This window comes from Metabacillus hrfriensis, from assembly GCF_030127205.1.
GTDB classification, from domain to species: Bacteria; Bacillota; Bacilli; order Bacillales; family Bacillaceae; genus Bacillus_P; species Bacillus_P dongyingensis.
The window spans coordinates 2,954,999-2,976,452 of record NZ_CP126116.1 but is presented as its reverse complement, the minus strand read 5'-3'; the positions used below and the strand labels follow the sequence as shown (position 1 = coordinate 2,976,452).

Genomic DNA, 21,454 nt, shown 5'->3' with positions numbered 1-21,454 from the left:
AGGAGAAGGTTATGCATAATAAGGAACTTTTATATAAAGCAAGGCAGATTTGTGTGATTCCAAGTGAATATCAGCTTGAAATTGAAGATTATTCTGAGGATGGAAGCCGGGCGATTTTCGCATGGAAGCATCCAGATGAGGAAGAAATGGGGATTTGGATTGAGCTGGATGGAAACGGTCATCTGCTTGATTTAACAAAAGACAAATCAACTGCAGAGGTTCAACACAATCTCTTTAATCAAGAGGATTTAAAAAATAAAGCATTGCAATTTGTCGAGATTCATTATCCTGGTGCAGTTAATATGTTTATGGAAGAGCATGTACACAAAATAGATGAGAATCTCCGCGTATCTTATATCCAGATGGAATTGGATTTACCTTTGCCATTTACCGGTTTTTACATAGATATTAATGAACACGGGGAAATTATGCAGTTTCATTTTAATGGTTCAGCTGAACACATTGTTTTTCCCGAGTTGCTGCTGCCTGAAGAAAAAGTAAGATGTGAATTTCTGAAAGACATAATCATGAATCTGATGATAGTCTGCCTTAATGAAAAACTCTATGAAAAAGGGGACAATCTTCCTCACTTAGTGTATGAACCAGAATTGCTTTTTTATAAGATGCCGGCAGACGGGAAACAAAAAGTATTTATAGAAAATGAAGAAGAAGATAAAGGACAAATTTACAAACGATTGCCAAAGTTAGAATCTGGATTCTCCCCAGAAGCGTTAACAGAACTGGATGCAGGCTTTGCCAAAATTCGAGAGCAGGATTTCGGGGATGCGATTGGACAGGTATATAGAAAATATGGGGACGAGCCAGCTGCACCAGATCATAGCATCATGACTTTTTTCAACAAAAGAAATGAAAATACAATAAAAGTAAAGCGTGATAAAGAAACCGGCAAATTAATAGGATTCATTTCTTTTATTGAAACGGCGGGGAATCAATTGCTGAGCATAAAAGAATGTGAAATAGCAGCCATTCAATTTTTAAACGCCATTTATCCTGATGCTCATCTTTATTTCCGGATGAATGAAGAAATAGAAAGTGATGAAGCAAGAGCCCTTTTTCAATTTGATCTTATCCATCATGGAATATCTGTGAGATATGGAACGGCAAGAATTAGTGTGAGCCGAACAGCTGGGAAAATCACACACTATCTTGGACCAGAAGTAGAGCCGAAGCTGCTGTTGTCAATTGATCCTGATCCCGGAATTTCTAAAGAGAATGCTATAGAAATATTTCGTTCAGTCTTCCAAATTGAAAAGCAATGGTCTAAAGAGTATAAAGACAATTCAGAAAGCTATTATCAGCTCGTTTATAAACCTATCTATCCGGATTTTAAAGGGACTGTTGCTTTTATTCATGCGAAAAATGGAAAACTTATAGTGGAAAAAGGATTTTAAATCCATTAAAAAGAGGCATCAGTTTTTAAGTAATACCTCAAAAAAATCGCTATATAGAATTTTTGCAGGCAGGAGTTAGCGGCAGGCAGCAATAGAATGAAGGGGCATGGGTTTTAAGATAACTTTAATAGATTTCGGCATTTTAAATTCATCCTGTGCTTTTTTAAAATACTTGTACATAGCTTTGCTTCCGACAGCATTGGCGGAATGAATCGTGATGCGTTTGGCATAAAGGTGATTATTAACCATGTACTCAACAAGCATTAGCCCGTTTCTTGTTTTGTTTACAAGATCATGATCAAGTGAAAGATGGTCGACACAGTTATTCCGCAAAAGACTGATGCACTGATCTATATTTTCTGCCAAAACATATCCGCTTGGGCACGTTCGGTAATCATCTAAGAAGACACTGATTTGCATGATGATTTCCTCCGATCAATTTTTGACCTGTCTTAAGTGTAACATATTTTCAGCATAAACAAAGGGGAAACCGCTTTGCCGAAGAGGAGATTACGTATATAAAAGCTCTCAGAACAGACACTTAGATGCCAATTGTTATAATAAAAAAATTTTTATGAAGTATTCAGGAGCAGGAAATGGTGTAACTTCGCCATAAATGAATAGACTGCAGGAAATCATCATGAGATTACCGTCTTAATTTTTTTAGGCACAATGGATCTTTAAGTAACTCAAATAGAATAAATAGGAATTTATAGTTTTATCAATTACTGATTTTTAAAGAGGGTGGAGAAATGAATAATGCTTGGAATAAAGCGATATATAAGGTTTGGTCTCCAGTTTACGATAAGTTTTTCAATTCAGGCCGCTTTCTCAATGCCCGAAAGAAAATATTTCAAGAAAGGACATTTAATCGTTCACAAAAAGTCCTTTTTGTCGGTGTAGGAACAGGAGCAGATTTAGAACAGATTCATCACAATGGACTAGATATTACCGCTATCGATTTTTCACCTGAAATGCTAAGCAAAGCAAAAGAGAAATTTCCTAACTCTTCTATCCATTTCATAGAAATGGATGCTCAAGAAATGAATTTTCCAGATGAACAATTTGACATAATAGTAGGGAGTTTAATACTCTCTGTAGTACCAGACGCAGATAAATGTTTTGGAGAAATGTCGCGAGTTTTGAAAAAAGAGGGTGAAATCATACTGTTTGATAAGTTTTCCTCCAAAGCAAAGAGGCTCTCCTTAATAAAAAAAATCATTAGGCCATTTATCAAGGTTTTAGGAACTGATATTGGATTGAATTTTGAGGAATTATTTGCAAAACAAAAAGCAAAACTCCGTATTAAAGAGGATGCAGGGATCATGTTCAACGGAATGTATAGAAAGATAATAGTTACTAAGCAGTGATAGTGTGCCTAGGAGACACTTAGTGTTCGTCATCTTTAGGTAAGAGTGATAGTAATATTCTTTAAAAAAGAGAATATATGAATGGTCAATGTTCAGAGTGGGAACTTCTGAGCATTTTTTTGTTCTCTTTTTCTTTAAGGCTCATTTCGTAAAGATTGTTGTTTTTAAATAAGATGATTGATAATTTACTTTTTATGGTATTGTATTTACAGGAGCTTATTCAGCTAAAGAGCAGTTATCTTGATCAAGTTTAGACGAAAACGGTTTAATTGTGCTTTATTAAAGGGGGGATTAGCATAAATCGCTCACGGACAAATATGTTTCTCTTATTTTTGGCAATCTTATTTTTCGCAGGTATTATTCTTTTTTCATTTAGGTTGTTTGTTTGGGGATTATTACCACTGATATTCTTGCTCATCATCTATATCTCAACTAATAAATACCGTTCATCCGTTTCCTTGTTTATATTCTTCTTATTAGGTACATTGATGTTTCAAATTGGAAGCAGCTACATAAATGAATGGAACATATCCGTAGAAATGAAAACCATAATTAACAGAAGTTTACTTATGTTAATTATGGTTGGAACAGTGATTTCACTAATGTTATCTAAGCAGAAGATATTTTACTTCGGACTATTACCAGATTGGCAAAGACGTATAACAATGCCGTTTCATACAATTAAATTACCATACTTTTTACTTATTGGGCTTATGGTATCGAGCACAATACTTATACCATTATTTATACATCAAGAAATGAGCTATTTAAAATCAATATTACTTTTCGGTATATTATTTGCCATCTTAAACGCTACACTTGAAGAGGTAATTTGGAGAGGTATTATGTTATCAAGTTTAAAAAGAAATGTTTCCACCTTTTATGCTGTCGTAATAACCAGTATCGGATTCGGGCTGCTGCATTTAGCAATTGGAATTCCTGTAATAATAAGCTTACTTTTTTCTTTCGGAGGGCTTTTCTATGCAATCGTAGTTTTAAAGACCAATAGTATATATCCATCCATAGTGTTTCACATTGTTATCAACTTGGGGATGGTTTTCAATGGATGGATAATTTGAACTTATTCCATACAAGGGGGATTTAATTGAATAACCCCATTTAATTACGACGCTCAGAGTTTAAAAGGCTCTGAGCTATTTTTAATTTAAATGATCGATCACCTTCTTAACATCTCTACCGTATGGCAGTTAGATCTTTGACACGCTGAATTCAACATTTGTTCTCCGCGTTTGTCTAGTCCTAAGTGCTTTCCTATTTCAGCGAGTGAAACCAGTTTCTAATTAAATTCTAAATATGTTGAATAAAACATTCTATATATTTAGAATAAAAGAAAGGAGATGATAAAAATGAACTTATTAAACACATCCTTTGAAAGAAAATCATACGAAGTAGAACTAAAGCATTCGATAATATTTGAATGTGTGCTTGGAATTGCCATGATTACATATCCAAAGCTGCATAACCAGCTGGAGAAGCCAAAGCAGGAATGGGATCACATCCGATATAATCTTTCTGAAAGTCTGACGGCCGAGCTGCAATATTGTCAGGAACACAATACGTGGAAAATGCTGCTGCAGCTTTTGCACGAGGAGAATTTTTCTTCTTTAAAAGATCTACATGGTTTTATTGATGATCTTCCTGATCAGCACCTGAAATATTTGATACTGCCTTACTTGGATCAAACTCAGGATGAGAACCGTCTGAAGGCTTCCAATGGAGATGCTGAATCTGAAAATGAGATGATCCTTGCTTGTAAAGAACACGCTTTTTTCCCGCAAATGATTCATTTCATTTGCAGGTGTGACTTAAAAGAACTTAGAAACCATTTTAAACAGGTAACAATCGGCTGGTACAGAGAATTTATACAAAAACAGGAATTAGAAATAAGAAGCATTCTGGAACGTGATCAAAAGGAAAAGGAACATTGGCTGAAAAATCAGAGTCCTCAGGAAATTGTTCTTCATGCAGCAGGTGTAGATTACAAGCCGGAGCCAGGTATTACAAAGGTTTTGCTGATCCCGCATCACATTTACCGGCCGTGGACCATTCAGGCTAATTTAGAAGAAACAAAAGTCTTCTATTATCCAGTAAGTAATAACAGTCTGAATGAAACAGCAGATCCTTACGAGCCGCCTGCACAGCTTGTCCAGCGTTTTAAAGCAATTGGAGATGAAAAGCGGCTGCGGATCGTAAAGCTGCTTTCTGAAAAAGAGAGAACATTAAAGGAGCTTACAGCTTTACTTGGAATGGGCAAAACAACGGTTCATCACCATTTATCATTATTGCGTTCAGCAGGAATTGTGAAAGTGACTGGTGCTTATTATTCCGTAACAGAACAAGCTTTCCGGGGTATTGAAACCCAAATTGAGAATTATTTAGAACGGAGCTGAATGGATGAAAAGTGTTTCCTTGCTTTTTTACAATCAGCTGCTTTCAACCTTCGCAAGTACGTTTGGCACCTTTTGCATTTCCTGGATTGTCTATGGGGAAACAGGCTCTAAGTTTGTGATGGGAGGACTTTGGCTGGTGAGTATTGCGGGCCAGCTGCTGATCCAATTTTTAGCGGGTCCCTATATCGATCGTTTTCAAAGAACGACTATGATGAAAACTTCAGAATGGATAAGATGTTCAGCTTATTTTCTATTGTGGATGATCATTTTTTCAGGAAATGCAGAGGTTGAATTTCTTTACTTTTCTGCTTTTATAACTTCAATTGTCGTTTATGACCCTGCTGCTGCAGCGCTTATACCAAAACTCGTTAAAGATGAGGAATTAGTAAAAGTGAATGCGAAAATCTCAGGCGGAGTCCAGCTAATGAGGTTTATTTCTCTTCCTGCTGCAGGTTTGATAGTAACCGCTGTTGATTATAAGGATGCTCTTTTATCCATTTCTATTATGTTTTTCATTTCTTTTACAATGATACAGAAGATCAATGAGCCATTTATCAGAAAAACGAAAAAGAATACTTGGACAGGTCAATTTAAAGAGGGTTTCACAATTTATCGAAACCATTGGATTTTGCTTGTTTTAGGAGGATTTATTTCCGTTGCCAGCTTTGGCGTATACGCTTCGCAAACGATGTACATTCCATACATAGCTGAGATAATCGGCGGCTCTGCTTTTGAATATGGTCTGTTCGCGGCTTCTTTTCCATTAGGCTATATTCTTGGGAGCTATGCCGCTGCAAAAATAAGAGTTCCAAAACAATCACTGTATATTGTCATGACCTCCGCGCTATTTATTGGAGGCTGCACGTATTTAGCTTTAGGAGTCACTAAAATTTTATGGGCTGCTATTTTAATAGAAATCATTGCTGGAGCCGTCATGCCTTTTTGGAACATCTACAGCACGACCCTCTATCAGCGGCTGGTACCAGATTCGGTCCTTGGACAAATTCTGTCGGTCAGGTTCTTGTTAACAAAAGCGGCCGCTCCTTTGGGGATTTTGTATGGAACTTTTTGCGCTTCGCAAATTGGGATTTCTGCTTTGTTTTTATCCGTTGGGCTTCTGATATGTATAGTGTCAGGCGCAGGCGCTGTAATCCTGAAGGTTTTCAGAAGGAGACTTGCAGTTCAGGCGGCAGATTAAGCTGGGTTAAGCAAGAGACAGCTTTTCTTCAATTTAATGTAAAAAAATCTGCGTTTTCTTTGTCTTTTTTGTAAATATTACGTAAAGGACGGGCAACGAGAATTTACAAAGTCAACAAACTTACTTAAAGAAAGACCAATAGAATGTAAATAGAGATTATTAATCTATTCTATTGGGAGGTCGTTTCATTGTTTAATAGAAAGTTTGGAAAAAAAGTCATTCCGGTTGCTGTACTTTCAGCAGTGGTTGCTGGCAGTTTAATTGGAAGCTTTCCTAAGGCGAAAGCGAATCATGCAGAAGCAGCCTCTAATAAAACGGGCGAAATCAAAAACGTTATTTTTTTAATCGGTGACGGAATGGGAGTATCATATACTTCAGCTTACCGCTATCTGCAGGATAATCCAAATACACCAGTCGCTGAACGCACAGAATTTGATAAGCATCTTGTCGGCAATCAGATGACATATCCTGAAGATCCGTCAGAAAATGTAACGGATTCAGCGTCAGCAGCAACGGCAATGTCAACTGGGTACAAAACGTTCAATGCAGCGATTGCTGTAGACAACGATGGAACGGAACTTAAAACGGTTTTAGAATCTGCAAAAGAAAAAGGAAAGTCAACTGGACTTGTTGCAACTTCTGAAATCACGCATGCCACTCCGGCATCGTTCGGCGCACATGACATGAGCCGTAAAAACATGAACTCATTAGCAGATGATTACTACGACGAAATGATTAACGGCAAGCACAAAGTAGATGTGATGCTTGGGGGCGGCTCAAGCAACTTCATCCGCGGTGACCGCAACCTGACAGAAGAATTCAAAAAAGATGGATACAGCTATGTTACTAATAAGGAAGATTTATTGAAGGATAAAAATGAGCAAGTACTTGGATTGTTTGCTGAAGGCGGTATGCCGAAAATGATCGACCGCAACAATGAAACACCTTCACTTCAAGACATGACCAACTCTGCATTGACAAGGTTAAATAAGGACAAAGACGGATTTTTCCTTATGGTTGAAGGCAGCCAGGTCGACTGGGCAGGTCATGACAATGATATCGTCGCAGCCATGAGTGAAATGCAGGATTTTGAAAAAGCATACAAAGCAGCGATTGAGTTTGCTAAAAAGGACAAGCATACACTAGTGGTTGCTACAGCTGATCATTCAACTGGCGGATATTCAATCGGCGCTAACGGTGTCTACAACTGGTTTGGTGAACCGATTAAAGCTGCTAAGCGCACACCTGATTTCATGGCTAATGAAATTGTCACTAAAGGTGCAGATGCAGAAAAAACATTAAAGCAAAATATCGATTTAGATCTAACGGCAGAAGAAATTAATTCTGTTAAAAAGGCTGCTGAGGAAGGAAAAGCAGATAAAGATAAAGGTATTTTACGAGTAGATAATGCAATTGAAGCTATTTTTAACAAGCGCACAAACACAGGCTGGACAACTGGCGGTCATACAGGAGAAGATGTTCCTGTATTTGCTTATGGACCTGGATCAGAATTGTTTGCAGGCCAAAAGGACAACACAGATCATGCAGAAATAATCTTTAAGATTTTAGAGAAAAACAAAAAGAAATAAGCAGGAATCCGCTGTTCTTCTGTGACTCTTACGAACAGCCCCGGCGATGAAGCCTAAATAGTTCTTCATCGCCGGACTTATTTCTGCCAAAAGCGGAACTACTAATAATCTATATCCACTCCTAGAGAAAAGGGGATTACAAATGAAAAAATTATGGACCCTCCTATCATTAACGTTAATTCTTACAGCATGTCAAGCTCAAGCTTCAGCACCAAAAGATGCTGCTGAAGAAGAGAAAGAAACGGTATCTGAACCCTCAGCAAATAAACAATCTACAAACGATATCTACGTTCCAAACCCTCAAATTACAGATGACCGCGAGCTGCTTGAAGTCGGTCAGACTTTTAAGGACGACAAAGGAGCAGCAGAGTTAAAAGCTATTAAGAAAGTCAATGAAACGTACCAAGTCGGCGATGTTGAACTAATGATCCATGATGTCAAAATTATCGAGCATACACCGGCCTACAGCATGATCGATTTCTTTCACTCTTTTACACATGAAGAAACGTTTAATATTGTGAAAGTAAATATTGAAGTTAAAAATACGTCAGATCAGCCTGTTTTCTTCTCACCGTTAGCTGTCCTTGAAACGAATACAGGTGAGCATAAAGATTGGGAGTCTGATATTTACCTCGAGGAGTTAAATGGCGAGCTTGCGGCAAATGGATCTAAACGGGGGAATATCGGATTTATCTTGGATCATTCTGATAAAGAGATTAAGAGTATTAAAATTTTGACGAGTGATCTATTAAATCAAGAACAACAGATAGAAGAGAAAGCACAGGAAATAAACATTAAGTTTTAATAGGCGAAAAAGACAATGCCAAACAGGCATTGTCTTTTTTATTGGAAGAAATTTTATCGGAGTAAAGTAAACGCATTCAATGCTGATAAATAAAGATTTGTGCCTTTTTTGCAAAAGAGTACTGAAAAAATGAACTAGTCAATCAATTTAATAGCTGATATACTTTGAACTATTATTTGCATGACTATTTTCTTATAGGAACTACTACATCAAAGGAGCTTTTTACATGACGAAGGAATTTAGTGGGAAACAACTTGTTTTTATTAGCTTAATGCTATTTTCAATGTTTTTTGGGGCCGGAAATTTAATTTTCCCAGTCTTTCTTGGACAGGCTGCCGGGGATAATATGTGGCCATCCCTTGCAGGATTTATTGTTTCTGCAGTAGGACTGCCGATCCTGGGGGTTGTGGCTATTGCGAAAGCAGGGAGCTTTCAGACACTGAATTCCCGTGTACACCCGTTATTTGCTCTTATTTTTCCATTTATCATTTATATTTCAATCGGACCGGGCCTTGCCATCCCTAGAGCAGGAAGTCTTGCCTACGAAATGGGAGCAGCACCATTTCTTCCTGAAGGATTAGCAGTTAATCCTGCAACACTATTCATTTATACAATTGTCTTTTTTGGTCTAGTTTACTGGCTGAGCATGTCACCATCTAAGCTTGTAGATTTGTTTGGAAAACTGCTGACGCCTATTGTGCTCGCACTTATTGTGATCATTTTGGTGAAAAGCCTGATCACTCCAATTGGTTCTTTTGAACTTCCAACAGGCAATTATGGAAATAGTCCTGTTTTTCAAGGGTTTTTGGATGGCTATTTAACGATGGACGCCCTTGCTGCCCTTGCATTTGGCATTGTGATTGCCAATACGATTCGGGCACAGGGAGTAGAGAATGATAAGTTGCTGTCGCACTATATGATTTCCGCGGGAATCGGAGCTGGAATCTTACTGACTGTCATCTACATTATCCTTGGATATCTAGGTGCTGCCAGCGCATCTCTTGGCCAGTCAGAAAACGGTGCGCAGATTTTGACAAATATTATGGGGTATCTCTTCGGACAAAGCGGTACTCTCATCTTAGGAATTGTCTTTACACTTGCATGCTTCTGCGTCTCCATTGGTCTTGTGATTTCATGCAGCCAGTTTTTCGCTGGTGCAGTGTCAAAAGTTCCATATAAAGCCTGGGTTCTTATTCTTTGTCTGACTAGCACAGCGGTTGCGAATTTAGGTTTAACTCAAATTCTTAAAGTGTCCGTGCCGATTCTGGGCATGATTTATCCAATTGCAATTGTGCTGATCTTCCTTGCACTAATCCATCAGTATATTGAAAACAGTTCTTATATTTATGTTACAACTGTCGCAGTTGTCGGACTGTTCAGCATCCTAGATACAGTAAATAAAACATTTATGGGAGAAGCATTGAGTCCGGTTTTGAATGCAATGCCGCTGTATCAAGAGGGAATAGGCTGGCTCATTCCGGCACTCATCGGGATCGCACTCGGCTATCTTCTTGGTAAAAGAAAAACATCAAGTGTTCCTGCCTATAAGTAAATAATATAAAGGATCGTTTACTTTGCGGGGGTTCTCCCAGTATACTGTGCTGATTTTGGCTATCCGGTTATCAATTCCCTGAAAATAGCCTTTCGGATATAAGTTACTCCATATATTGTAAAATAGAAGTTCATCTGTTTTCGGATAGCAGGGAGGCTTCGTAAACCATGAATCCGTGTTAACAGGGACAATAATGTCAATGGACCCCTTGCTTTTTAGCCTCAATCAGTGCTTTAATCAGCTGATTGCCAGGAACAAAGCAGGGGGTTTCTTTGGCGAATGATTTTTTAAGTCTGTTATAAAAGGATACCTCTTTTGTTCCACCCTTCGTTTTTAAAAAGCTTTGTCTTTTTACTGACAGCTTTTAGCCCGCATCTTCTTCCCAGTCCTTTAAAAATCGTTTCTTGATTTCTTCTGAGCCTTCACCTGCAATCCGCAAATGATAGTCCCGAAAGGATTCAAACCTGTGACTTGACCAAGGTATTCCTCGCCTAAATTGAAACCGCCGCACAAGTGTGAAGCCTTTCCATCAATGACGAAAAACTTCCGCTGATTTCCATGAATGATAGTAAAGAAAAAGAGCCTCTGCATCGTTTCCCGCTTTATTATGAAGAGCTCTAAAAACCTCATGCTGATTGACTTCTCTAATGATAAAAGTGAATATAAAAGCACTTATGCACCTTCAAAATCTTTAAAAAAGGGCAGGATAGAGTTTGCTGACTGCAGGATAAAGCGCTAGCTCCCCCTGATAATAAAGAATGCACCTCTGTATAGTAATCATTTCCATTTTTAATTACAAATCGCAAGCAGGATGACTCCACTTAAAATAAGTATCATTTTCTTCAGTATATTAAAACTTCCGGTATATCGATATTAAGTTGGGTTAGGCACACAAGTGAATTTTAGAGAAGGAAATGTATGGAATGAAGGGGCTGACAAAAAGTAAAAAAATGTTTGAGTTTTTTTCACAAGGGAATAAACATAAATGGAAAATATCAATTGGATTCTAACAGAGAAGGAGACATGTAATGATTCAGCTTAGAAATATCACAAAAAAATATCCTGATGGTTTTAAGGCATTAAAGGATATCAATCTTGAACTTGAGGCAGGAAAAATTCATGTAGTGATCGGACCAAGCGGATGCGGGAAATCAACAACCATGAAGCTTATCAACCGTTTGATTACTCCGACTGAAGGCACGGTATACATAAATAATGAGGATATCTCGAAGATAAATCCTGTCGATCTGAGGAGGAAGATCGGCTATGTCATTCAAAGCATCGGTCTTTTTCCGCACATGACCATAGCCGACAATGTCGCAGTCGTTCCGCGTTTACTGAAGTGGGAGGAAGAACGGACAACCCGGAAAGTGAATGAGCTGCTATCGATGGTCAATTTAGATCCAGAGACCTACCGCAGCCGTTTTCCAAGCGAGCTGAGCGGGGGACAGCAGCAGCGCGTTGGCGTGATTCGCGCACTTGCAGCAGAACCTGATGTCATTTTGATGGACGAGCCGTTTAGCGCACTTGATCCAATCAGCCGTGATCAGCTTCAGGCAGAGCTAGTGAATTTACAGGATGATCTGAAAAAGACCATCGTGTTTGTCACTCATGATATGGACGAAGCCATTAAAATTGCGGATAACATCATTTTAATGAAGGATGGAGAAGTGATCCAGGTAGGATCGCCAGACTCGATCTTGCGGCATCCGGCAAATGATTTTGTGAAAGAGTTCATTGGGAAGAAGCGTTTAAAAGAGCATAATGATACAAGTTTTCCGATGGATCCCGATGAAATTCCAACCGTTAATGAAGTCATGATTGATAATCCTGCAACAGCCTATCCAGAAAGAGGTCTTGCAGCCGCTGTGAAAATCATGGAGCAAAGACGAGTGGATTCGCTGATTATTATTGACCGGGAACGCAACTTGCTGGGATATGCGCCAATTTTGAATCTTCTGGGACAATACCGTGATGAAACCAAAACACTGAAAGATGTCATGCTGCCTTTCGCGCATACCGTCCAATCTGACAGTCCTTTTACAATTGCACTTGATTTAATGAGCCAGTATAACCTGCCTTATGTACCGGTTGTTGGAAGAAACGGCAAGTTTGTCGGCGTGATTACGAGAGGAAGCATGGTCCGCTTAATGGCAGACGTATTTCCTTATGCAGATGAGGTGGTTTAAATGAAACTCATTCAGGATTATTTTTCCTTTCTGCAGGAACGGTACCCAGATATTCTGGCAAGGTCAGGAGAACATTTAACGATTGTTGGCCTTGCTGTTTTATTCGGCTGCATAGCAGCTATTACAACTGGTATTTTACTGACAAGGGTGAAAGAAGGCCCTTTAAACAGCTTCGTATTTGGTCTTGTGAATGTATTTCAGACGGTTCCGACCATTGCCTTGCTAGCGATGCTTATTCCGCTGATGGGCATCGGAATGAAGCCTGCAATATTTGCTCTCTTTTTATATTCATTGCTGCCGCTTCTCCGCAATACCTATTCAGGTATTAGAGAAGTGGATGGCAGCATTGTTGAAGCAGCCAGAGGAATGGGGTTTGGCACGTTTCAGCGTCTATTTAAAATTGAACTTCCGCTTGCATTTCCATACATTCTTTCAGGAATTCGATTAACGACCGTTTATATAATCAGCTGGACAACCCTTGCTGCATTGATTGGAGCCGGGGGACTTGGTGATTTGATTATTGCCGGCATGTCAAACAATGATAATTTTCTTATCTTTACTGGAACGATCAGTGCCATTATTCTGGCGGTTATCGTTGATGTTGTTTTAGGCTTTTTCAGTAAAAATAGAACCGGGTTAACAGCTTAGAAATAAGGAAACACAAGGAGAAATTTAATGAGGAAAGCAATCATTCTATCTGCACTGGCAGTTATCATAGCATGCACCTCGGTTTTATCAGGATGCAGCTCAAAAGAAACCATTAAAATCGGCGCCGCCACCTACACAGAAACAAAGATTATGGCTGCGATTTATAAAGAACTGATTGAAGATCGGACAGATTTAACCGTTGATATTACACCTGATCTGCTCTCAAATCCGATGATTCTAAAATCGATGAGCAGAGATGACCTGGATATGGCTCTCATGTATTCAGGAGTTATTTTCAGCAACTTTTTCCCTGTAAAGCAGACGACAGACCGCAAAGAGGTTCTGAAGCAGGCACAGGAAGGCTTTGATAAGCACTATGACTTTACATGGTTTGACCCTCTTGGCTGGGAAAATACCTATGCGCTGACCGTTCAGGAGCAGACTGCAGAAGAAAAAGGGCTTAAGAAAGTATCAGATTTGAAAAAAGATCAGGGGAATATGAAATTCGGTGTTGATTCATCCTGGATGGAGCGCAAACAGGATGGATATCCTGCCTTTATCAAGCATTACGGGTTTGACTTCGAACAATCTTATTCCATGGATATCAACTTAGTTTATGAGGCAGTTGCGAATGAACGGGTCGATGTGGTTCTTGCCTATTCAACTGACCCGAGACTGATTCAATATCATTTGAAAACATTAGAGGATGACAAACGATTTTTCCCTCCTTATGATGCTTCTATGGTTGCACGAAATGAGGTCCTTGAGAAGCATCCGGAGCTTAAACCGATTATGAATGAACTAGTCGGTGAGATGGATGAGGAAACCATCACGAAGCTCAATTACGAGGTTGATATTAAAAACCGCAACGAACGGGAAGTAGCAAGAGAATTCCTGACGGAAAAAGGCCTCCTGAACAACGGATCGGAGGGAACGAAATGACATTTCTTAAAGAACTATTTTCTTATATGGGCGATAATATAGATTTGCTGCTTCTTTACACTGGACAGCACCTGCTTATGGTCATCATCGGGGTTTCATTGGCATTGATTGCGGGAACGCTCCTTGGCATTGTGTGCAGCAGGTATAAGAAACTGGCGCCTATTATCTTATCAGCAGCCAACATCATTCAAATCGTTCCGAGTCTTGCCTTGCTGGCCTTGCTGATGTTATATTTCGGACTTGGCTTCTATACAGTGGTCATTGGATTGTTCCTTTACTCATTGCTGCCCATCATCAGGCATACCTATGTGGGGCTCGAGCAGGTTGATTCATCTCTCACGGAAGCGGGACACGGTATTGGGATGACCTACATGCAGCTTCTGACAAAAGTACAGCTCCCGCTTGCTATGCCATTTATCATGGCTGGATTAAGAATTGCGGCAGTGATCGCTATAGGCGTTGCAACCCTTGCGCCATTCGTAGGCGGTGACGGACTAGGACGTGAAATTTTCTCAGGAATTAACTCCAGAAATGACATTCGGATCTATGTCGGCGCCATTCCGGCTTCCATTCTGGCCATCCTTGCAGATATTGTTTTAGGGCGGATGGAGAAGAGGATGAGTGTGAAGGCTGCGAAATAAGAAGAAAAGAAGATCAGCTCCTTTTAGGGCTGATCTTCTTTTAAATAAGTGTATATCACGATATAAGTTTATTATTGTCCAGCTCCATCGCAAAGAACTGTCGGGGCTAACCAGGCGATTCCACATTTCTTTATAATTGTTTTGTCTCTTTCAAATATTCCACATTGCTTGTTTTCTTTCTATAGTTAGTAAGGTATGAAATCCCCACTAAAACGATAAAACCAGATGACATTCCATATATGATCGGGTTTGTTGATGTAAGCCCTTCAAAAAACAGCCCGGCAAGGACAACGACCGTGCTGACCAAAATGGAATAAAAGCCGGCATTCGGTGTCGCTTTTTTCCAGAAGAATGTCATGACGAGCGGGATAAAGATTGCACCGGATAAAATGGCGTATGCTACATCTAAAGCGACTAAGACATCCTGAATCCAAATCGAGAAGGTGATCGCGATTAATCCAACGATAAGCGTTGTAATTCTTGATGCTCTTAAAAGCTGTCTATCTGTCATGTTTTTCATGAAATATTGCTTTAAAATATCATTTGTAATAAGAGTGGCCGACGCCAGCAGAGTTCCTGATGCTGTTGACATGAGAGCAGAGCAGACACTTGCAAGAACAAGCCCTAAAATTCCCGATGGAAGAATGGCAAGGGCCATTTCTGCAAAGGTGTTTTGAGGATTGCTGATGGACGGGATGACGATAAATGCACACATCCCGATGATGCTTCCTGCAAGTGCATAGGCAATGCTGTAGAAACCTGCAAAAATAGAGCCGTTTCTAGCTATTTTATTCGATTTTGCAGTAAATACCCGCTGCCAAATATCCTGTGATACTACCATGCCCAAGGCATAAAGCAGGAAGTATTGAAAGATTTGCTGATAACCGATAGATGCAAAACTGAAGTGAGTCTGAGGGAGCTCTGTCAATAGATTTCCCCAGCCATCTGCTTTTGAAATGCTCATTGGCAGCATAATGAAAAAGATTCCGATGGTCATGACAACAAATTGAATAATGTCTGTAACGGTTACACTCCACATGCCGCCAAGAATGGTATAAAAAAGAACGATTCCGCCCCCGACAAGCATCGAAGTCGTAATATTCCAGCCTAAAAGGACGTTGATGATTGCTCCCATTCCTATAACCTGTGTTACAGCAACCATTAAAGTATAGATGGCAGCTACAATTGCACTTAGCAGGCGGGTTTCAGAAGTATATCTTTTGCCGAGCAGTTCACTGATGGTTGTGATTTTCAAAGAATCAATTTTCTTAATAAAAATAGTGCCGAGTATAATAATGCCAAGACCAATCATGGTGACAAACCAGATCCCTGAGATTCCATATATATAACCAAGTTTTGCCGTTCCAATTGTTGCGGCGCCTCCGAGAATGACAGCAGAGAGACAGCCGAGATACATGAACATTCCAAGATTCCGTCCGGCCAGGTTAAAATCTTCCGATGTCTTTGCCTTTTTGGAACCGATAACCCCAACACCTATTAAAACCCCAAAATACACTAAAACCACGAGCGTATCGAGCAGCTGCATGTGAAAAGCCTCCTTTTTAGTTTAAATGGTTACGAATTTAATAATGCCTTAGATAAATGAGAGCGTTGGTACTCATAAACGGCTTCTTCTAATACTTTGAGGCCATGATCAATTTCATCCTTGCTGATAGTAAGCGGAGGGATCATCCGAATGACTTCGCCATGATTACCGCATAAATAAAAGAGCACACCTTTTTCCAGACAGCGGTCCAAAATGGACATGAGGGCTTCTCCGTCTGGTTTTCCTGTTACAGGGTCAACAATTTCAATCCCAATCATCAGACCGATTGCGCGTACGCTTCCGATCACAGGGGATGTTCTTTGCAAAAATCTAAGCTTCTCCACTGCATATTTGCCCATTTTATTAGAGTTCTCAATGAGCTTCTCTTCTTTCAGCACTTCAATGGTTGCAAGTGCTGCCGCACATGCAATCGGGTTGCCTCCAAACGTTGTGCCGTGACTGCCAAGCGGCCATTGCTGCATTAATTCTTTCGAAGCAACAGTAGCACTCAATGGAAGACCTGAAGCTATTCCTTTTGCGATGGCCATAATATCGGGCACAACATCAAATGCTTGAGAAGCAAACCATTCTCCCGTCCGTCCGAAGCCTGTTTGAACCTCATCAAAGATAAGGAGAATCCCATGCCTGCTGCAGATCTCCCTTATTTTTTTCAGCCAGCTTTTCGGAGGAACGATATATCCGCCTTCTCCAAGGACCGGCTCAACGATCATACATGCGACTTCTTCTGGTGTTACTTGATGATTAAACAATGTTTCAAAATCTTTTTCTAATTTCTCCGTGCAATAAACCTCAGGATCAGCCCCATTAGGACATCCTGAAACATCTGCATAGGGAACTTGATAAGCGAGTCCATTTGGCTGCAGAAATTTACGGTATTTGCTTTTAGAAGTTGTCACACTTAGTGCTCCGAGCGAACGGCCATGAAAGCAGCCGATAAACGATACAACATATGGTCTTCTCGTAACGTGTTTTGCGAGTTTTATCGCACCTTCAATTGCTTCCGTTCCGCTGTTGGCGAAGAAAAAACAATCGAGATTTTCAGGCAGAACGATCTTTAATTCCTTTGCCAGCTTCAAAATTGATTCATACATGATGACGCCTGATGGACCATGCATCAGCTGGTCAGCTGCATCCTTAATGGCTTGTACTACTTTAGGATGTCTGTGTCCTGTGTTGGCTGTCGCAATGCCTGATGTAAAATCCAAATATTTTCGGCCGTCAAGCCCGTAGTAATAACAGCCTTCAGCCTTTACGACGGGCAGATTCGGGTGATCCTTCGCCATGCTCGGCGCTAATAAATCCGGCATTTCTGCAACTAAATGACTCCAATTATTTTCCATCTTCATCCTCCTTGATCAATCCTGCATCATGTTTAAAAAGTAATCTGTTTATACTTAAACACTTGCAAGAACCGTGCCAAGAGAGTTAAAGAATCTCATGTTTTTTCATTTTTCTAACAATTGAAGGCTGACTGATGCCAAGAGCCTCTGCCATGCGCACTGTGGTTTTATATTTTTTCCTTGCTTTTAAAAGAATTTGCTTTTCCATTGCATCCATCATTTCTGATAAGGTCTGATTTTCATCAATCGGGAAGGGTGCAGTACCAACTGATTCTTTTATATATTCTGGCAGCTGGTCAACAGTTATTAATGCAGAAGGTGAAATAACAACCAGCCGTTCCAGAATATTAATCAATTCACGGACATTGCCCTTCCAATCGTAATGTAATAGGTGATGTGTAACAGCTTCATCCAGCGTCTTTTCCTTGTTGTACTTTTCTTCAAATTGTTTTAAAAGAAGATGAATAAGCGGCACAATGTCTTCTGTCCGCTGTCTGAGCGGGGGAATAGTTATCGGCACAACGTTTAATCTGAAGTACAGATCCTCCCTGAATAATTTTTCTTTGATGGCCTGCTGCAAATCTTTATTTGTAGCAGAAATGAGTCTGAAATCAACGTGAATCGGCTTTGTTCCGCCGACCCTGTAAAACTGTTTTTCCTGAATGACCTTCAATACTTTTACCTGATGGGCAAGAGGCAGTTCGCCAATTTCATCTAAGAAAAGGGTACCGCCATCAGAAAGTTCAATCAGGCCGATTTTGCCTTTCCGATTGGCTCCGGTAAAGGCTCCGGCTTCATATCCAAACAGCTCTGCTTCTACTAGGGAATCCGGTATCGCACCGCAGTTCACTTCAATAAATGGTCCGCTTTTTCGATCGCTTTTGTTATGTATAAATTTTGCAAGCAGGGATTTGCCAACGCCCGACTCACCCAGTATTAATACGTTTACGTCAACTTCTGATACTTGGAGGGACGTACTGATAACTTTCTGCATTTCATCACTTTTTGCAATAATTCCGGCATCATAAAGCTGTTTGCCCCGCAAAAGATCAAGCTCGCTTTTTACCCGTTCCATTTCTTCTTCCATTGTGATGAGGAAATTTTTATAGTCTGCAAGTTCCGTAATATCGTGTGAATAGCTGACAACCCTGTAGAGTTCACCATCTTCATTGTAGACCGGTATGCCTGTAACCAATAGTTTTTTTCCTTTATTCGTCGTTTGAACAAACGTAATTTTTTTCTTCTCTTTCAGAACAATTGGAGTCAAAATGGGGGTGAACAGCCCCTGCGCCTCAAGATCATAGACTGATTTTCCAATTAAACTATCAGATTCTACCCCGTAGATTTTTCCTGTAAACTCACTGACTTTTAAAATAATTCCATCTAAATTGGTAACAAGAATATCATCCTTCAGGGAGTGAAGAATTTGTTCATTTTCATTCCAGTTTGTTGATTCCGTCATCTAAAATTCATCCTTTCATTGAATGAATATAAGAAATATTATTCATATTTGAATAATTATTCATTTTTGAATAATTATATCAGGGTTCTAAATGAAATCATATACTTGAATAAAAAAAGACGACAGCAAATGAGCTGTCGCCAATGTTATAAAAGCTGTTTATTTTTAAAATATTTCCACATTCCAAATGTTAATAGAATTAGAAAAGAAAAGATAATGACTGTCGCAAAAGGCGAGTCCTGGTAGGGAAGCGGAACATTCATTCCGAAAAAGCCTGTTACAAACGTTAATGGAAGCATAATAGTTGAAATCAGCGTCAGGACATTCAGTTTTTCTGAGGACTTCGCATTAATAATAGAGTAGTAGGTATCAAGAGCACTATTTACTAAGTCTCTGAACGTTTCAGTAGAGTCGACAATCCGTTCTAAATGGTCAATTAAGTCTGTATAGAAAGGGACATTTTCTTCTCTTATATCAAATTTCCATTTACCATCAACATTGATAAAGATTCTCCGCTGGGGGAGTATGACTCTTCGGATTAAGATGATGGTTCGTTTTAAGGCGAGAAATTCCTCGGTTACACCGCGAATTTCTTCATCATAAATCTCATCTTCTAATTCATCAATCCGGATTCCTATACGGTCAAGGATGGGAAAATATTCATCTGTTATACCGTCAATTAGCGTATATAAAAGAAAGTCAGCGCCTTTATTCATATATTTAATGTGTTTAGAGCAAATTGCGTCCATTTGTCCAAGCCACTTTAATTTGTGCTTATGAATCGTTACGACATAATTAGGGCCGACAAAAACGTTTAATTCAAGGGTCGTTATTTCATTATCGCTTTCCTCGTTGTACCGGAGAGCGTGAAAGACAAAGAATTTATAATCCTCGTAGTTATCCATCTTAGCCCTGGGGCTGTCATGGAGACAATCTTCAATTGCCAGATGGTGAAAATCAAATATTTTTGCGACTTCATATAATTCGCGGTTTTGTACATCATACATATCAATCCATAGTAAGCTGTCTGAATGGCTTAAATGATGATTGATTTCATTCATTTTAATATCTGCGATCATTTCTTGTGTATCGTTTTTATAGAGATACGTTTTAATCATCTGTATACACCCCGTAAAAGTTTATTCTACGAGGCAAACGTGTCCGCTTAGATCTTCTTTGGCAGGAAAAGAGGAACAGGTGCACACTGGTTGCCTCATGCTTATGCTGACTCTGTTTTCATCTGCCGGATTAGGGTCATCTGTGCCCATTATTTCCTCACCCCCATTATTATGAAAAGCGCAAGCGCCCATAGTTTATTCTGCACGAGTAGCTGGGTGATTCCGCTTGCCATCAATGCTCAAAATTCTGTTAAAAAGACCCCTTTCATATGAAAGGGGTCATAAAAAGCATAAATAGCAACTTTTAATGTCTCCCCTTGTTTTGAGTTTTAGCACTGTACAGCATAGGATTATACCAGCTGCATTAAGAAAAACCTTAATCCGATTTTTCCTGTTGACCCATTGGCGTCTCTCGACATTTTTGGGCAGCAGCGTATCTCTATACAGGAGCCTCACCTAACAGAAGACTTATTTAGCTATAGTCACTATATGAAACATTAAAATAAGTGTCAAACTTTTTTTAGTCAATCCTTTAACTGAATATTCATTTGGACATAACTCTATATTCAGCAAAGAATTATCAAGGAAAATATTCTTTAGTTAACCTATTTTAAGAAGAAATAGGATAAGAAATGGAAATGGATAAGACTCCATACCTATCTTAATTAAAGACAGATTCAGAATTTATTAACAGCTAAAGGAAACAATAAATCTGATCTTAAATGAAGGAGACTTGGATATGGTAAAATGTTTGACTGCTTTGGTTTTAATGATATCCCTTTTGTTTACACCGGTAGGGGACAGCGTTTTGGAAAAAAATACTTCTTATGTGAGTGCAAAATCATTTAAAGGGGGAAAACGCCGCTATAATCCAAACAGCAATTATAATCAGCGGGATGCACCTCGTTCGAACTTTAGCGCCCGCAGGAACAATCCGGCCAGGGGAGGAATTATGAGAGGATTGCTGTACGGCGGAATCGCCGGACTGCTTCTTGGAGGTTTGCTTAGCAATCTAGGGTTTTTTGGAGGGATCCTTGGGCTGTTTATCAACCTATTTGCCATTTTGCTTTTCATTTTTATAATAAGAAAGCTAGTTCGATTTTTTACACATCGTGTAAATTAATTTTTACAAACTTATTCTTTTCAAAAGGATAAGTTTTTTTACTGCTCAGACTGTCCCCCGGATGTACTGACGAACACTGCAATAACT

At 39.4% G+C, this 21,454-nt stretch carries 19 protein-coding genes and 1 riboswitch; of the genes, 13 read left to right on the top strand and 6 right to left on the bottom strand.

The annotated features are described in order from the left end of the window. The first annotated feature begins 11 nt into the window (after positions 1–11). The gene (locus tag QLQ22_RS14825) at positions 12–1,412 is read left to right on the top strand and encodes a YcdB/YcdC domain-containing protein (protein ID WP_284015065.1); all 1,401 of its coding nucleotides are present in this window, start codon (positions 12–14) and stop codon (positions 1,410–1,412) included. Between the two features lie 75 nt (positions 1,413–1,487). Here the strand turns inward: QLQ22_RS14825 and QLQ22_RS14820 are convergent, their stop codons facing one another. Then, entirely contained in the window at positions 1,488–1,832 is a 345-nt protein-coding gene (locus tag QLQ22_RS14820) for a cyclic-phosphate processing receiver domain-containing protein (RefSeq protein ID WP_223435743.1), read from the bottom strand. Between the two features lie 332 nt (positions 1,833–2,164). Between QLQ22_RS14820 and QLQ22_RS14815 the strand changes: the two genes are divergently transcribed. The 7 genes from QLQ22_RS14815 (at position 2,165) to brnQ (ending at position 10,337) form a co-directional block, all read left to right on the top strand. Further along, the gene (locus tag QLQ22_RS14815) at positions 2,165–2,782 is read left to right on the top strand and encodes a class I SAM-dependent methyltransferase (RefSeq protein ID WP_284015063.1); all 618 of its coding nucleotides are present in this window, start codon (positions 2,165–2,167) and stop codon (positions 2,780–2,782) included. 317 nt (positions 2,783–3,099) lie between these two features. After that, positions 3,100–3,861 (top strand): CPBP family intramembrane glutamic endopeptidase, encoded by a 762-nt coding sequence (locus QLQ22_RS25055; RefSeq protein WP_349654981.1) that lies wholly within the window; start codon positions 3,100–3,102, stop codon positions 3,859–3,861. Between the two features lie 288 nt (positions 3,862–4,149). Beyond that, entirely contained in the window at positions 4,150–5,193 is a 1,044-nt protein-coding gene (locus QLQ22_RS14805; RefSeq protein ID WP_252207051.1) for an ArsR/SmtB family transcription factor, read from the top strand. Between the two features lie 4 nt (positions 5,194–5,197). Next, the gene (locus QLQ22_RS14800; RefSeq protein WP_284015062.1) at positions 5,198–6,391 is read left to right on the top strand and encodes an MFS transporter; all 1,194 of its coding nucleotides are present in this window, start codon (positions 5,198–5,200) and stop codon (positions 6,389–6,391) included. 188 nt (positions 6,392–6,579) lie between these two features. Then, positions 6,580–7,980 (top strand): alkaline phosphatase, encoded by a 1,401-nt coding sequence (locus tag QLQ22_RS14795; RefSeq protein ID WP_284015061.1) that lies wholly within the window; start codon positions 6,580–6,582, stop codon positions 7,978–7,980. 142 nt (positions 7,981–8,122) lie between these two features. Continuing rightward, complete coding sequence (locus tag QLQ22_RS14790) at positions 8,123–8,785, top strand: DUF4352 domain-containing protein (RefSeq protein WP_284015060.1); 663 nt, start codon at positions 8,123–8,125, stop codon at positions 8,783–8,785. 226 nt (positions 8,786–9,011) lie between these two features. Further along, positions 9,012–10,337, top strand: coding sequence for a branched-chain amino acid transport system II carrier protein (gene brnQ / locus QLQ22_RS14785; protein ID WP_284015059.1), 1,326 nt, complete (start codon positions 9,012–9,014; stop codon positions 10,335–10,337). 390 nt (positions 10,338–10,727) lie between these two features. Here brnQ and QLQ22_RS14780 read toward each other — a convergent pair whose 3' ends face one another. Continuing rightward, positions 10,728–11,009: a hypothetical protein gene (locus tag QLQ22_RS14780; RefSeq protein ID WP_223435734.1), complete on the bottom strand. Its 282-nt coding sequence runs from the start codon at positions 11,007–11,009 to the stop codon at positions 10,728–10,730. A 356-nt stretch (positions 11,010–11,365) separates the two neighbouring features. Here QLQ22_RS14780 and QLQ22_RS14775 point away from each other — a divergent pair, with 356 nt between their 5' ends. Genes QLQ22_RS14775 through QLQ22_RS14760 form a run of 4 tightly spaced genes read left to right on the top strand, consistent with a single transcriptional unit; the run spans position 11,366 to position 14,757 of the window. Further along, the gene (locus tag QLQ22_RS14775) at positions 11,366–12,526 is read left to right on the top strand and encodes an ABC transporter ATP-binding protein (protein ID WP_284015058.1); all 1,161 of its coding nucleotides are present in this window, start codon (positions 11,366–11,368) and stop codon (positions 12,524–12,526) included. After that, positions 12,527–13,174 (top strand): ABC transporter permease, encoded by a 648-nt coding sequence (locus QLQ22_RS14770; RefSeq protein ID WP_223435731.1) that lies wholly within the window; start codon positions 12,527–12,529, stop codon positions 13,172–13,174. A 27-nt stretch (positions 13,175–13,201) separates the two neighbouring features. Beyond that, a complete protein-coding gene (locus QLQ22_RS14765) occupies positions 13,202–14,116 on the top strand; it encodes a glycine betaine ABC transporter substrate-binding protein (RefSeq protein ID WP_284015057.1) in 915 nt (304 codons plus the stop codon). Next, complete coding sequence (locus QLQ22_RS14760) at positions 14,113–14,757, top strand: ABC transporter permease (protein WP_284015056.1); 645 nt, start codon at positions 14,113–14,115, stop codon at positions 14,755–14,757. The genes QLQ22_RS14765 and QLQ22_RS14760 overlap by 4 nt, the downstream gene beginning before the upstream one ends. 130 nt (positions 14,758–14,887) lie before the next feature. Here the strand turns inward: QLQ22_RS14760 and QLQ22_RS14755 are convergent, their stop codons facing one another. The 4 genes from QLQ22_RS14755 to QLQ22_RS14740 form a co-directional block, all read right to left on the bottom strand. Beyond that, a complete protein-coding gene (locus QLQ22_RS14755) occupies positions 14,888–16,303 on the bottom strand; it encodes a sodium:solute symporter family protein (protein ID WP_223435728.1) in 1,416 nt (471 codons plus the stop codon). Between the two features lie 29 nt (positions 16,304–16,332). Then, complete coding sequence (locus QLQ22_RS14750; protein ID WP_284015055.1) at positions 16,333–17,664, bottom strand: aspartate aminotransferase family protein; 1,332 nt, start codon at positions 17,662–17,664, stop codon at positions 16,333–16,335. An 85-nt stretch (positions 17,665–17,749) separates the two neighbouring features. Then, entirely contained in the window at positions 17,750–19,126 is a 1,377-nt protein-coding gene (locus QLQ22_RS14745; protein ID WP_284015054.1) for a sigma-54 interaction domain-containing protein, read from the bottom strand. A 146-nt stretch (positions 19,127–19,272) separates the two neighbouring features. Next, entirely contained in the window at positions 19,273–20,244 is a 972-nt protein-coding gene (locus QLQ22_RS14740; protein WP_223435723.1) for a magnesium transporter CorA family protein, read from the bottom strand. A gap of 306 nt (positions 20,245–20,550) precedes the next feature. Next, a riboswitch (M-box (ykoK) riboswitch) is annotated at positions 20,551–20,715 on the bottom strand. 268 nt (positions 20,716–20,983) lie between these two features. On the opposite strand from QLQ22_RS14740, the gene QLQ22_RS14735 reads away from it, so the two are divergent. Continuing rightward, positions 20,984–21,367, top strand: coding sequence for a hypothetical protein (locus QLQ22_RS14735; RefSeq protein ID WP_284015053.1), 384 nt, complete (start codon positions 20,984–20,986; stop codon positions 21,365–21,367). Positions 21,368–21,454 lie beyond the last annotated feature (87 nt).